A 12,371-nucleotide genomic window follows, 5' to 3' on the forward strand; every position below is an offset into this window, starting at 1 on the left:
GCGGCGTCCGGTCAGTCCGCCCACTCCTCCTCGCCGATCAGCGCCGGCCGGTGCGCGGCGACCCGCGGGACCGGCGCTGCCGCCCGGCCCGCCTCGACCTCCCGCCAGAACGAGGCCACCCGGGCGTTCCAGCGGTCGGGTACCTCCTGGAACGGCTGGTGGCACTCCGTCTCCCAGAGCTCGAACCTCGCGCCCGAGACCTCGTCCGCCACGGCCCGCCCGAGAGCGCGGGCGGCGGAGTCCACCCCACCGGCCAGCACCAGTGTCGGCGCGGTGATCCGCCTGGGGCGGTCGCGCACGTCGTCGTCGACGAAGGCGTCCAGGTAGGTCCGGAGGTCCTGCGGTGCCTGCTTGTGCGGGAAGGCGACCACCTGGTCGACGAAGGCCGCGACCGTGCCGTCCTCGTGCGCCCGCGCCGTGTAGATGTCCAGGAAGAACCCCTCGAGGAACGCCCGCTCGCTCGGCGCCCTCTCGGCCAGCCACTGGACGCACCGCATCCACGTCCGGAGGTAGACGTCCGGCACCGCCCACGTGCTCTGCAGCACGAGGCTGCGCACCAGGTCCGGACGGCGGACCGCGAGCTCCTGGGCCACGATGCTGCCACCGGAGAACCCCGCCACGTGGGCCGACGGGATGCCGAGGGCGTCGAGGATCCCGGCCGCGTCGCCGGCCAGCACCTCCACCGTCACGGCGTCGTCCGGCATCGCCGTCCGCCCGGCCCCGCGGGTGTCGAAGGCGGTCAGCCGGTAGCGGTCGGCCAGCCCGTCGAGCTGGAACTGCCACGACTCGACCGTGTCCCCGGCGCCGCCGATCAGCAGGACGTCCGACCCCGTCCCGACCTGTTCGACCCAGACGTCGAGGTCCCCGGCGCGGATGTGCCCACCCATGTGCGACCTCCTCCCCGCGGGTCAGGCTCGGCCGGGGGGACCCGGGCGGCCAGGGGCGGAGGTCCCGCCCGGAATCACACCGGTGTCATCTCCGGGGACCCGGGGTGGGCGGACCGTCGTCCCCCCGACCTAACCTGGGGCCATGCCCGACCCCTCCACGTACCGACCGGCGGTCGGCAGCATCCCGGAGGACCCGGGGGTCTACCGGTTCCGCGACCCCAACGGCCGGGTCATCTACGTCGGCAAGGCCAAGAGCCTGCGCCAGCGGCTGAACAGCTACTTCGCCGACGTCGCCGGCCTGCACCCGCGCACCCGCCAGATGGTGACGACGGCGGCCAGCGTCGAGTGGACCGTCGTCGGCACCGAGGTCGAGGCCCTCCAGCTCGAGTACAACTGGATCAAGGAGTTCGACCCCCGCTTCAACGTCCGCTACCGCGACGACAAGAGCTACCCGTCGCTGGCCGTGACGCTGAACGAGGACTTCCCGCGGCTGCAGGTCATGCGCGGGCCGAAGAAGAAGGGCGTCCGCTACTTCGGGCCCTACGCGCACGCCTGGGCGATCCGGGAGACGCTCGACACGCTCACCCGCGTCTTCCCGGCGCGCACCTGCTCCAACGGGGTGTTCAAGCGCGCCGGGCAGATCGGCCGGCCCTGCCTGCTCGGCTACATCGGCAAGTGCAGCGCGCCCTGCGTGGGCCGCGTCTCCGCCGAGGAGCACCGCGCGATCGTCGACGACTTCTGCGACTTCATGGCCGGCCGCACCGAGTCGATGGTCCGGCGGCTCGAGCGGGAGATGGCCGCGGCCGCCGAGGCGATGGAGTACGAGAAGGCCGCCCGGCTGCGCGACGACCTCGGGGCGCTGCGGCGGGCGATGGAGAAGCAGGCCGTCGTCCTCGGCGACGGCACCGACGCCGACGTCGTCGCCTTCGCCCAGGACGAGCTGGAGGCCTCCGTGCAGGTCTTCCACGTCCGCGGCGGGCGGGTGCGCGGCCAGCGCGGGTGGATCGTGGACAAGGTCGAGGCGGTCACCACCGGCGAGCTGGTCGAGCAGTTCCTGCTGCAGGTCTACGGCGGGGTCGACGACCAGACCGGCACCGTGGAGTCGGGGGAGACGGTGCCCAAGGAGGTGCTGGTCCCGGAGCTGCCCGACGACGCCGACGTCTACGAGGAGCTGCTCAGCGAGCTGCGCGGGTCCCGGGTCTCGCTCCGCGTTCCGCAGCGCGGCGACAAGCGCGCCCTGCTGGAGACCGTCGAGCGCAACGCGAAGGAGGCGTTCGCCCGGCACCGGGTCAAGCGGGCCAGCGACCTCACCGCCCGCTCCCTGGCGCTGGCGGAGCTGCAGGAGGCCCTGGAGCTGACCGACGCGCCGCTGCGCATCGAGTGCATCGACATCTCGCACGTGCAGGGCACCAACGTCGTCGCCTCGATGGTGGTGTTCGAGGACGGCCTGGCGAAGAAGTCCGACTACCGCCGGTTCAGCGTCACCCACGGAACCGACGACACCGCGGCGATGGCCGAGGTCGTCCGCCGGCGGTTCGCCCGCCACCTCAAGGAGGAGGCCGACCGCAGGGACGAGCAGGGGGTCGCGGCCGAGGAGGGCCGGCCCCGCCGGTTCGCCTACCCGCCGAACCTGCTGGTCGTGGACGGCGGGGCTCCGCAGGTGGCCGCGGCGGCCCGGTCGCTCGACGAGCTCGGCATCGTCGACGTCGCCGTCTGCGGGCTGGCCAAGCGGATGGAGGAGGTGTGGCTGCCCGGCGAGACCGACCCGGTCATCCTGCCGCGCACCTCCGAGGCGCTGTACCTGCTGCAGCGGGTCCGCGACGAGGCGCACCGGTTCGCGATCACCTACCACCGGCAGAAGCGGTCCACCAGCATGCTGGTCTCCCTGTTGGACGACGTCCCCGGCCTCGGGGAGACGCGACGGAAGGCGTTGATGAAGGAGTTCGGATCCCTCAAGCGGCTGCGCGCGGCCACGGTCGAGGAGCTCATGGCCGTGCCCGGCATCGGCCGGCGGACGGCCGAGGCGGTGCAGGCGGCGGTGGCCGAGCCGGCCGAGGCGGGCGGGGCGGGCGAGGCTCCGGCGCAGGAGGTCGTCGAGTCGACGACCGCGCCGGCCGGCCCCGCCGAGCGCGGCACCCGGCAGCCCGCCGCCGGTGCGACCGCCGAGGTCGGGCTGGTGGCCTCGTGAGCTCACGCGGGGAGCAGGGCAGCGAGCTGGCGAGCGCGTCGGGGGAGCAGGACGGCGGCGTCGCCCGCGGAACGGGGGCGTTCGGCACGCCGCCGGGCACCCCGGGGCACCCGCACACCGACGTCCCGCCGCCCATCGACCCGTCGTCGACCGAGGTCCCGCCGCTGGACGTCGTGGTCGTCACCGGCCTCTCCGGCGCGGGCAAGAACACCGCCGGGCGGGTGCTGGAGGACCTCGGCTGGTTCGTCGTCGAGAACCTCCCGCCGGCGCTGCTGCTGCCCATGGTGGAGCTGGGCGCGCGGGGCGACGTCCGCCGGTTCGCCGCGGTCGTCGACGTCCGCAGCCGGGCGTTCTCCAGCGACCTGCAGGAGGCCATCCGGGTGCTCGCCGAGGCAGGCCACCGGCCGCGGATCGTCTACGTGCACGCCCGCGACGAGGTCCTCGTCCGCCGGTACGAGTCCAACCGCCGCGAGCACCCGCTGCAGGGCGGCGGCACCCTGATCGACGGCATCTCCGCCGAGCGGGCACTGCTGACCGGCATCGCCGGCGAGGCCGACCTGTGGGTCGACACCAGCGACCTCAACGTGCACCAGCTGCGGGCGACGCTGGAGAACGCCTTCGCCCGGGAGGGGAAGACCCCGCCGCTGACCGCGACCGTGCTCAGCTTCGGCTTCAAGTACGGCCTGCCGCTGGACGCCGACCTCGTGGTCGACGCCCGCTTCCTGCCCAACCCGCACTGGCTCCCCGAGCTGCGGCCGCACAACGGCCGGGACGCGGACGTGCGCGACTACGTCCTCGGCCAGGAGGCCGCCGCGCCGTTCCTCGACCGCTACACCGACGTGCTGCGGCTGCTCATCCCCGGCTACCGGCGGGAGGGCAAGCGCTACCTGACCCTGGCCGTGGGCTGCACGGGCGGCAAGCACCGCAGCGTGGCGATCGCCGAGGAGTTCGCCCGCCGGCTGCGGGCCGACGGGGTCGCGGCCGGCGTCCAGCACCGCGACCTGGGCCGCGAGTAGTGGGCGCCGCACCCCCGACCCCGGAGGTCCCGGCGTCCGGGCGGCCGCCCCGCGTGGTCGCCTTCGGCGGCGGGCACGGCCTGGCGGCCGCGCTGGCGGCCTGGCGGCGCCTCACGTCCGAGCTGACCGCCGTCGTCACCGTGGCCGACGACGGCGGCTCCTCCGGCCGCATCCGGCGCGAGATGCCGGTGCTGCCCCCCGGCGACCTGCGCATGGCGCTGGCCGCGCTCGCCGGCGACGGAACGGACACCCGCCGGCTGGCCGCGCTGCTGCAGCACCGGTTCGGCGGCACCGGCGTGCTGGCCGGGCACCCGGTGGGCAACCTGGTGCTCACCGGGCTCACCGAGCTGCACGGCGGGGACGCCGTCGCCGCGCTCGACGACCTGTGCCGGCTGCTGGGCGCCCGGGGCCGGGTCCTGCCCATGGCCGACGTCCCGCTCGACCTGGTCGCCCGGGTGGAGAGCACCGACCCCGACGACCCCGCCCGGACCCGCACCATCCGGGGGCAGGTGGCCATCGCGAGCACCCCGGGCCGGGTCCGCGAGATCCTCGTCTCCCCGCCGGACCCGCCGGTCAGCACCGCCGTGCTCGACGCGATCGCCGTGGCCGACGTGGTGTCGCTCGGGCCCGGCTCCTGGTACACCTCCGTGCTGCCGCACCTGCTGGTGCCCCGCCTCCGGGCCGCGCTGGCCGCGAGTCGCGCCCGCGTGGTCGTCGTCCTCAACCTGGAACCGCAGCCGGGGGAGACCGACGGCTTCTCCCCGGAGGAGCACCTGGCGGTGCTCCGCGCCCACCTGGGCGGAGTGGCGCTGCACACGGTGATCGCGGATGTCGACTCGGTGGTTGACCGCTGTGGTCTCCTGTCAGCAGTGCGAGAGTGCGGCGCGGAGCTGGTCCTGGCTCCCGTCGCCGAGCTCGACGGAGCTCCGCGGCACGACCCGGCCCGCCTGGCGGCAGCGCTAGGGTCCGCCGTCGGAGGGTCGTAGGGCATGGAAGGGAGCTGCCGGGTACGGCAACGCCGAGTACCGGTACCGGTACGAGGGGAAGAAGAGGGGACGTCGCACATGGGGCCTGGTTACCCCGGGGGAACGTGGGGGTGGACGGCATGGCGATGACGGCCATGGTGAAGGACGAGCTGTCGCGGGTCGAGTGCACCAAGACCTCCGAGCGCAAGGCGGAGGTCACCGCGCTGCTGCGGTTCAGCGGCGGCCTGCACATCGTCGGTGGCCGGGTGGTCATCGAGGCCGAGCTGGACACCGGCTCGGTGGCCCGGCGGCTGCGCCGGGACATCAGCGAGGTGTACGGCTACACCAGCGGTGTCAGCGTGCTGGCCGGCGGCAACATCCGCCGCGGCGTCCGCTACCTCGTCCGCATCGCCAAGCACGGCGAGGGCCTGGCCCGGCAGACCGGGCTGGTCGACCAGCGCGGGCGCCCGGTGCGCGGCCTGCCCCCGTCGGTGGTGTCCGGCGGCATCAACGACGCCGAGGCCGCCTGGCGGGGCGCCTTCCTCGCCCACGGCTCGCTGACCGAGCCCGGCCGCTCGTCCTCCCTCGAGGTCACCTGCCCCGGCCCGGAGGCCGCGATGGCACTGGTCGGTGCGGCCCGCCGGCTGGGCATCGCCGCCAAGGCCCGCGAGGTGCGCGGCGCCGACCGCGTGGTCGTCCGGGACGGCGACGCGATCAGCGCCCTGCTGACCCGCATGGGCGCCCACGACGCGGTGCTGGCCTGGGAGGAGCGGCGGATGCGCCGCGAGGTCCGGGCGACCGCCAACCGGCTGGCCAACTTCGACGACGCCAACCTGCGCCGCTCGGCGCGCGCCGCCGTGGCCGCCAGTGCCCGGGTGGAGCGGGCGCTGGAGATCCTCGCCGACGACGCGCCGGAGCACCTGCTCGTCGCCGGCCGGCTGCGGCTGGAGTTCGGCCAGGCCTCGCTGGAGGAGCTGGGCCAGCGGGCCGACCCGCCGATGACCAAGGACGCCGTCGCCGGCCGGATCCGCCGCCTGCTGGCGATGGCCGACAAGCGGGCCAAGGACCTCGGCATCCCCGACACCGAGTCCGTCGTCACCGAGGACATGCTCGCCCAGTAGCAGAAGGACCCTCCTGCCCCCCGCCCCTCGCAAGCTCGGGGCGGGACCCTGCAGGAGGGCCGTTCCAGCGCGTCACCTCCCCCCACCCCTCGCAACTCGGGGCGGGACCCTGCAGGAGGGCCGTGCCGGCACGTCACCGGGCCCGGGCCCGCCTCCCCGGGCGGCCCGGGCCCCGTCGCGACCGGACCGCTAGGGTCGTCGCAGAGCCAGGCCGCGCGACCGCGCGGCCGCGAGCGTCGACCGACTGTGGAGGTCTGCAGTGACCGTGCGGGTGGGCATCAACGGATTCGGCCGGATCGGCCGCAACTTCTGGCGGGCCGCCGCAGCCAGCGGCCAGGACATCGAGATCGTGGCGGTGAACGACCTCACCAGCCCCGAGGTCCTGGCGCACCTGCTCAAGTACGACAGCGTGCTGGGCAAGCTCTCCGAGGACGTCGCCGCGGACGGCCAGAGCATCAAGATCGGCGGGAACACCGTGCAGGTGCTCTCCGAGCGCGACCCGGCCAACCTCCCGTGGGGCGACCTCGGCGTCGACGTCGTCGTCGAGTCCACCGGCTTCTTCACCAAGGCGGCCGACGCGCGCAAGCACGTCGACAAGGGCGGCGCGAAGAAGGTCATCATCTCCGCGCCGGCCACCGACGACGACATCACGATCGTCATGGGCGTCAACGACGACCTCTACGACGGCTCCCAGACGATCATCAGCAACGCCTCCTGCACCACCAACTGCCTGGCGCCGCTGGCCAAGGTCCTGCACGACGCGTTCGGCATCGAGCGCGGCCTGATGACCACCATCCACGCCTACACCGCGGACCAGAACCTGCAGGACGGCCCGCACAAGGACCTCCGCCGCGCCCGCGCTGCCGCCCTGAACATGGTGCCGACCTCCACCGGCGCCGCGAAGGCGATCGGCCTGGTGCTGCCGGAGCTCAAGGGCAAGCTCGACGGCTACGCCATCCGGGTCCCCGTGCCGACCGGCTCGGCGACCGACCTCACCGTCCAGGTGACCCGCGAGGCCTCCGCCGAGGAGATCGACGCCGCCTACCGCGAGGCCGCGGCCGGCCCGCTCGGCAAGTACCTGAGCTACACCGATGCGCCGATCGTCTCCTCGGACATCGTCACCGACCCGTCGTCGTGCATCTACGACGCCAAGCTCACCAAGGTCTTCGGCCCGATGGTCAAGGTGCTGGGCTGGTACGACAACGAGTGGGGTTACTCGAACCGCCTCGTGGACCTCACCGCGCTGGTGGGCAAGTCCCTCTGACGATGCGCTCCCTCGACGACCTGCTCGCCGAGGGCGTCTCCGGTCGGCGCGTGCTGGTGCGCGCCGACCTGAACGTCCCCCTGGACAAGAGCACCCGCGCGATCACCGACGACGGCCGGATCCGGGCCAGCCTGCCGACGCTGCAGGCGCTCCGGGACGCCGGCGCCCGCGTCGTCGTCGCCGCCCACCTCGGCCGGCCCAAGGGCGCACCGGACCCGCAGTACTCGCTGGCCCCGGTCGCCGCGCGGCTCGGGGAGCTGCTCGGTGCCGACGTCCCGCTGGCCGCCGACGTGGCCGGGGAGGACGCGCAGGCCCGGGCCGCCGCGCTCGGGGACGGCGACGTCCTGCTGCTGGAGAACGTGCGCTTCGAGGCCGCCGAGACCGCCAAGGACGACGCCGAGCGCGGGGAGCTGGCCGACCGGCTGGCCGCGCTGGCCGACGTCTACGTCGACGACGCCTTCGGCGCGGTCCACCGCAGGCACGCCTCGGTGTTCGACGTGGCGCAACGGCTGCCGCACGTGGCCGGCCGCCTGGTCGCCCAGGAGCTCGACGTCCTCACCCGGCTGACGCAGGACCCGGCCCGGCCCTACGTCGTCGTGCTCGGCGGCTCCAAGGTCAGCGACAAGCTCGCCGTCATCGAGGCGCTGCTGCCCAAGGTGGACCGGCTGCTGGTCGGTGGGGGGATGTGCTTCACCTTCCTCGCCGCCCAGGGGCACGGCGTGGGGAAGTCCCTGCTCGAGGCCGACCAGGTCGACACCTGCCGCCGGCTGCTGGCCGAGGCCGGGGAGCGGATCGTGCTGCCGCTCGACGTCGTCTGCGCGCCGGAGTTCAGCGCGGACACCACGACGACCACGGTGCCGGTGGAGCAGATCCCCGACGGGGAGATGGGCCTGGACGTCGGCCCGCGCACCGTCGAGGCGTTCGGCCGGGAGCTCGGCGGAGCGCGCACCGTCTTCTGGAACGGCCCCATGGGCGTGTTCGAGCTGGCGCCCTTCCAGGCCGGCACCCGAGGCGTGGCCGAGGCCGTCTCGGCCGTCGACGGCCTGTCGGTCGTCGGTGGCGGTGACTCCGCGGCCGCGGTGCGGCAGCTGGGCCTGGACGAGGCCGCCTACGGCCACATCAGCACCGGCGGCGGGGCGTCGCTGGAGTACCTGGAGGGCCGGGAGCTCCCGGGCCTCGCGGTGCTCGCCGACGGAGGGGACGCCTGATGGCGCGCAAGGGCGCACCGGTCCGCCGCGAGGGGCGCCGCCCGCTCATCGCCGGCAACTGGAAGATGCACCTCACCCACCTCGAGGCCATCGGCCTGGTGCAGAAGCTCGCGTTCTCCCTCAAGGAGCCCGAGCTCGAGGCCGCCGAGGTCGTCGTCCTGCCGCCGTTCACCGCGCTGCGCAGCGTGCAGACGCTGGTCACCGGCGACAAGCTGGAGATCGGCTTCGGGGCGCAGGACCTCTCCGCGCAGGACTCCGGGGCCTACACCGGCGAGGTGAGCGGGGCGATGCTCGCCGCCCTGGCCTGCACCTACGTCGCCGTCGGCCACTCGGAGCGGCGAGCCCTGCACGGTGAGGACGACGCCGTGGTGGCCACCAAGGTGCAGGCGGCCCTGCGGCACGGCCTGGTGCCGATCCTGTGCGTGGGGGAGGGGCTCGACGTCCGCCGGGCCGGCGGGCACGTCCCGCACTGCACGGCCCAGCTGGACGCGGCGCTCGAGGGGCTGTCGGCCGAGCAGGTGCGGGGGACCGCGGACGGCTCCGGCGGCGGGGTCGTCATCGCCTACGAGCCGGTCTGGGCGATCGGGACCGGCGAGGTGGCCACACCCGAGGACGCGCAGGAGGTCTGCGGCGCGCTCCGGGCGCGGCTCGCCGAGCGTTTCGGCCCGGAGACGGCAGCCGTCGTCCGTATCCTCTACGGCGGGTCGGTGAAGGCCGCCAACACGGCCGGGATCCTGGCCGGGCCGGACGTCGACGGTGCACTCGTGGGCGGCGCCAGCCTGGACGCCGACGAGTTCACGCAGATCTGTCGGACAGCCGCCGACGGCGGCTGACCGCCGCCGCCGGCAGGCGGGGGAGCGGGTACGTGGACAGCACGCAGAGTCGGGGACCGGCCGGGGCCCGCGGGACCCGGGGCCGGGTCCTCGGCATCGCCGTGGCCGTCCTCACGGTCGTCGGCGCCACCGGCTGCAGCAGCGGCGGCGGCGATCCCGGCGTGCCCGTCCAGGGCGGTGGCCCGGACGCCGGACTGACCGGGACCCGCGCGCCGTCCGACACCGCGGGCGGGACGCTGCGGGTGGTGACCGGCGAGGTCGACAGCCTGGACCCGCAGCGCTCCTACCTGCCCGGCGTGTGGAACCTCATGCGGCTCTACACCCGCACGCTGGTCACCTACTCGACCGAGCCCGGCGCCACGGACCAGCTCGTGGCCGACCTCGCCACCGACCTCGGCAGCACGCCCGACGGCGGCGCCACCTGGACCTTCACGCTGCGGGAGGGCGCCCGGTTCGAGACCGGCCGGCCCATCACCTCCCGCGACGTCAAGTACGGCATCGAGCGGTCCTTCGCCTCCGACGTCGTCGTCGGCGGGCCCACCCACGTCGTCGAGCTGCTCGACGACCCGGCCAACCCCTACGCCGGGCCCTACCAGGACGAGGCGCCCGACAGGCTCGGGCTGGCCGCGATCGAGACCCCGGACGACCGGACGATCACCTTCCGGCTGCGCACCCCGCAGCCGGACTTCCCCTACGTGATGGCGCTGCCGTCCAGCAGCCCGGTGCCGGCCGAGAACGACACCGCCGGCGACTACGGCCGCGACCCGGTCTCCTCCGGCCCGTACGCGGTGAGCTCGGTCGACCCGGTGACCGGCATCGTGCTCGACCGCAACCCCCAGTGGGACCCCGCCACCGACGACGTCCGGACCGCGCTGCCCGACCAGGTCGTGGTCCGCACCGGGATGACCGGGGTGGAGCGGGACCAGGCGCTGCTCGCCGGGTCCGCCGACGTCGACGTCTCCGGGACCGGCGTGCAGGCAGCGACGACCGCGCGGCTGGCCGAGGGCGCCGGGGGCGAGGTCCCGGTCACCGAGCGGGTGGACGAGGTGACCAGCGGCGTGGTGCGGCTGCTCGCGCTCCCCACCAACGTCGCCCCACTGGACAACGCCGCCTGCCGCGCCGCGGTCGCCGCGGCCATCGACCGGCGGGCGGTGCAGGAGACGCTCGGCGGGGCGGTCAACGCCGTCCGCACCTCGCAGCTGTGGCCGCGGGCCCTGGACGGCGGCCCCGACGAGGGCGACCCCGAGCCGGACCTCGCCGCGGCCCGGGAGTCGCTCGCCGCGTGCGGGCAGCCCGACGGCTTCCGCACGGTGCTCGCCGTGCCGGACGCCGCCAGCAGCGTGGCCGTCGCCGAGGAGATCGCCGGCCAGCTGGGCGAGATCGGCATCGAGGTCGAAGTGCGCCCCCTGGCCGCGCCGGGCTTCTACGCCACCGACGTCGGCAACCCGGACAACGTGGCGGCCAACGGCTTCGGCATCGTCCTGGCCACCTGGACGGCGGACTTCCCGACGCCCGGCTCGTTCCTCGTCCCGCTGGTGGACGGGCGGTCGATCAGCCCGGTCGGGAACACCAACTTCGCGCGCCTGGCCGACCCGGCGGTGAACGACCTGATCGACGCGGCCCGCGGCGCCGCGGCCGACCCCGCTGCGGCGCGGTCGGCGTGGGGCGAGGTCGCCACCGCCGCCACCGCCGCGGGCGCCTACGTGCCCCTCACGGAGACCCGAGCCCAGCTGCTGGCCGGTCAGCGGCTGCGCAACGGCGTGGTGATGTCGGCGTACACGTCCTACGACCTGGCCACCGCCGGCGTCCGCTGACACCCCTGGCCGCGTCGGCCGGGTCCCGCGACCGGTCGGTTACCCTCGACGCATGATCGAGCTCGTCCTCAACGTGCTGCTGGTGCTCACCAGCGCGCTCCTCGTGGTGCTGATCCTGCTGCACCGTGGCAAGGGTGGGGGCCTGTCCTCGATGTTCGGCGGCGCGGTGTCCTCGCAGCTGGCCGGCTCGTCCGTGGTCGAGAAGAACCTCAACCGCCTGACAATCTTCACCGCCCTCATCTGGGCCATCTGCGTCGTCGGCCTGGGCATCCTGCTCAAGGTCTGAGCGCGGCCCCCGACGTCCCCGGACGGGTTCCGCGTGCAAATCGTGACCAGGATCGCGTTGTCCAGGCCCTAGACTGCCCGGGCGGCCCGTCCCGGGTCGCGATCACCTGGCAACGCACAGGGGGCGCTCGTGGCTGGTGGGAACGCGATCCGGGGTACGCGGGTCGGCGCAGGGCCGATGGGTGAGGCCGAGCGCGGCGAGACCGCACCGCGCCGGCGCATCGGCTACTGGTGCACGCAGGGGCACGAGACGCGGGTGGCCTTCGCCTCCGACGCCGAGGTCCCCGAGTTCTGGGACTGCCCCCGGTGCGGGCTGCCCGCCGGGCAGGACCAGACGGCTCCGCCGCCGGCGCCCCGGACCGAGCCGTACAAGACCCACCTGGCGTACGTGCGCGAGCGGCGCAGCGACGCCGACGGCGACGCCCTCCTCGAGGAGGCCCTCGCCAAGCTCCGGTCCCGCCGGGGCGCCTGAGAGAGCCCCCCACCCCCGCCGCGCGCTCGCGGCGGGGCCCGGGGGCTGCGCTCAGTCCCGGGCCGGACGGGGCACCGGCACGAGCGTGAAGGCCACCCAGGCTGCCTGCTCGTGGTCCCAGTAGCAGCCGGCGTGCCGGCGCGGGGTCCGGGGTGCGACCGCCCGCCGGACGGCCTCCTCGGGCTGCGTGGACCGGGTTCGTGAGAGGGGCGTCATCGCGATCTCCGGAGTGCGTGGGGACGGCGTGCGGTCGCTGTGCCGCCGCCGTCTGGAAGCCCGCCGGCGGTCTGCTTGCCGCGGTCGCGTCCGGCAGTGTGC

At 74.8% G+C, this 12,371-nt stretch carries 12 protein-coding genes; 10 read left to right on the forward strand and 2 right to left on the reverse strand.

The genetic code is table 11. The features are described 5' to 3' along the window. Positions 1-11 precede the first annotated feature (11 nt). Positions 12-887 carry an alpha/beta fold hydrolase gene (locus PGN05_RS00130; RefSeq protein WP_419750099.1) on the reverse strand — a complete coding sequence of 292 codons (876 nt, stop codon included), beginning with the start codon at positions 885-887 and terminating at the stop codon, positions 12-14. A gap of 142 nt (positions 888-1,029) precedes the next feature. On the opposite strand from PGN05_RS00130, the gene uvrC reads away from it, so the two are divergent. From uvrC to PGN05_RS00180, 10 genes are all read left to right on the forward strand, one after another. Continuing rightward, complete coding sequence (uvrC, locus tag PGN05_RS00135; RefSeq protein WP_419750100.1) at positions 1,030-3,075, forward strand: excinuclease ABC subunit UvrC; 2,046 nt, start codon at positions 1,030-1,032, stop codon at positions 3,073-3,075. Next, positions 3,072-4,091, forward strand: a complete 1,020-nt coding sequence (gene rapZ / locus PGN05_RS00140) for an RNase adapter RapZ (protein ID WP_419750102.1) — start codon at positions 3,072-3,074, stop codon at positions 4,089-4,091. The genes uvrC and rapZ overlap by 4 nt, the downstream gene beginning before the upstream one ends. Positions 4,092-4,144: 53 nt before the next feature. Then, positions 4,145-5,077 carry a gluconeogenesis factor YvcK family protein gene (locus PGN05_RS00145; RefSeq protein ID WP_419750104.1) on the forward strand — a complete coding sequence of 311 codons (933 nt, stop codon included), beginning with the start codon at positions 4,145-4,147 and terminating at the stop codon, positions 5,075-5,077. Positions 5,078-5,196: 119 nt separating this feature from the next. Then, complete coding sequence (whiA, locus tag PGN05_RS00150; RefSeq protein WP_419750106.1) at positions 5,197-6,177, forward strand: DNA-binding protein WhiA; 981 nt, start codon at positions 5,197-5,199, stop codon at positions 6,175-6,177. A 259-nt stretch (positions 6,178-6,436) separates the two neighbouring features. Beyond that, positions 6,437-7,441, forward strand: coding sequence for a type I glyceraldehyde-3-phosphate dehydrogenase (gene gap / locus PGN05_RS00155; protein WP_419750107.1), 1,005 nt, complete (start codon positions 6,437-6,439; stop codon positions 7,439-7,441). Positions 7,442-7,443: 2 nt separating this feature from the next. Further along, complete coding sequence (locus tag PGN05_RS00160; RefSeq protein WP_419750109.1) at positions 7,444-8,649, forward strand: phosphoglycerate kinase; 1,206 nt, start codon at positions 7,444-7,446, stop codon at positions 8,647-8,649. Continuing rightward, positions 8,649-9,482 (forward strand): triose-phosphate isomerase, encoded by an 834-nt coding sequence (tpiA, locus tag PGN05_RS00165; RefSeq protein ID WP_419750111.1) that lies wholly within the window; start codon positions 8,649-8,651, stop codon positions 9,480-9,482. Before PGN05_RS00160 ends, tpiA begins: the two co-directional genes overlap by 1 nt. Positions 9,483-9,514: 32 nt before the next feature. Beyond that, complete coding sequence (locus PGN05_RS00170) at positions 9,515-11,296, forward strand: ABC transporter substrate-binding protein (RefSeq protein WP_419750112.1); 1,782 nt, start codon at positions 9,515-9,517, stop codon at positions 11,294-11,296. A gap of 52 nt (positions 11,297-11,348) precedes the next feature. Then, entirely contained in the window at positions 11,349-11,582 is a 234-nt protein-coding gene (gene secG / locus PGN05_RS00175) for a preprotein translocase subunit SecG (RefSeq protein ID WP_419750113.1), read from the forward strand. A gap of 129 nt (positions 11,583-11,711) precedes the next feature. After that, complete coding sequence (locus PGN05_RS00180) at positions 11,712-12,053, forward strand: RNA polymerase-binding protein RbpA (RefSeq protein ID WP_419750115.1); 342 nt, start codon at positions 11,712-11,714, stop codon at positions 12,051-12,053. A gap of 51 nt (positions 12,054-12,104) precedes the next feature. Here the strand turns inward: PGN05_RS00180 and PGN05_RS00185 are convergent, their stop codons facing one another. Beyond that, positions 12,105-12,269, reverse strand: coding sequence for a hypothetical protein (locus PGN05_RS00185; RefSeq protein WP_419750116.1), 165 nt, complete (start codon positions 12,267-12,269; stop codon positions 12,105-12,107). Between the last annotated feature and the right edge of the window lie 102 nt (positions 12,270-12,371).

It is taken from the genome of Geodermatophilus sp. CPCC 206100, assembly GCF_048569675.1.
Taxonomy (GTDB): Bacteria; Actinomycetota; Actinomycetes; order Mycobacteriales; family Geodermatophilaceae; genus Geodermatophilus.

Coding starts and splice junctions, on each gene's coding strand:
- PGN05_RS00130 (WP_419750099.1), bottom strand. CDS start 887: ATGGGTGGGCACATCCGCGCCGGGGACCTCGACGTCTGGGTCGAACAG.
- uvrC (WP_419750100.1), top strand. CDS start 1,030: ATGCCCGACCCCTCCACGTACCGACCGGCGGTCGGCAGCATCCCGGAG.
- whiA (WP_419750106.1), top strand. CDS start 5,197: ATGGCGATGACGGCCATGGTGAAGGACGAGCTGTCGCGGGTCGAGTGC.
- PGN05_RS00160 (WP_419750109.1), top strand. CDS start 7,444: ATGCGCTCCCTCGACGACCTGCTCGCCGAGGGCGTCTCCGGTCGGCGC.
- tpiA (WP_419750111.1), top strand. CDS start 8,649: ATGGCGCGCAAGGGCGCACCGGTCCGCCGCGAGGGGCGCCGCCCGCTC.
- secG (WP_419750113.1), top strand. CDS start 11,349: ATGATCGAGCTCGTCCTCAACGTGCTGCTGGTGCTCACCAGCGCGCTC.
- PGN05_RS00185 (WP_419750116.1), bottom strand. CDS start 12,269: ATGACGCCCCTCTCACGAACCCGGTCCACGCAGCCCGAGGAGGCCGTC.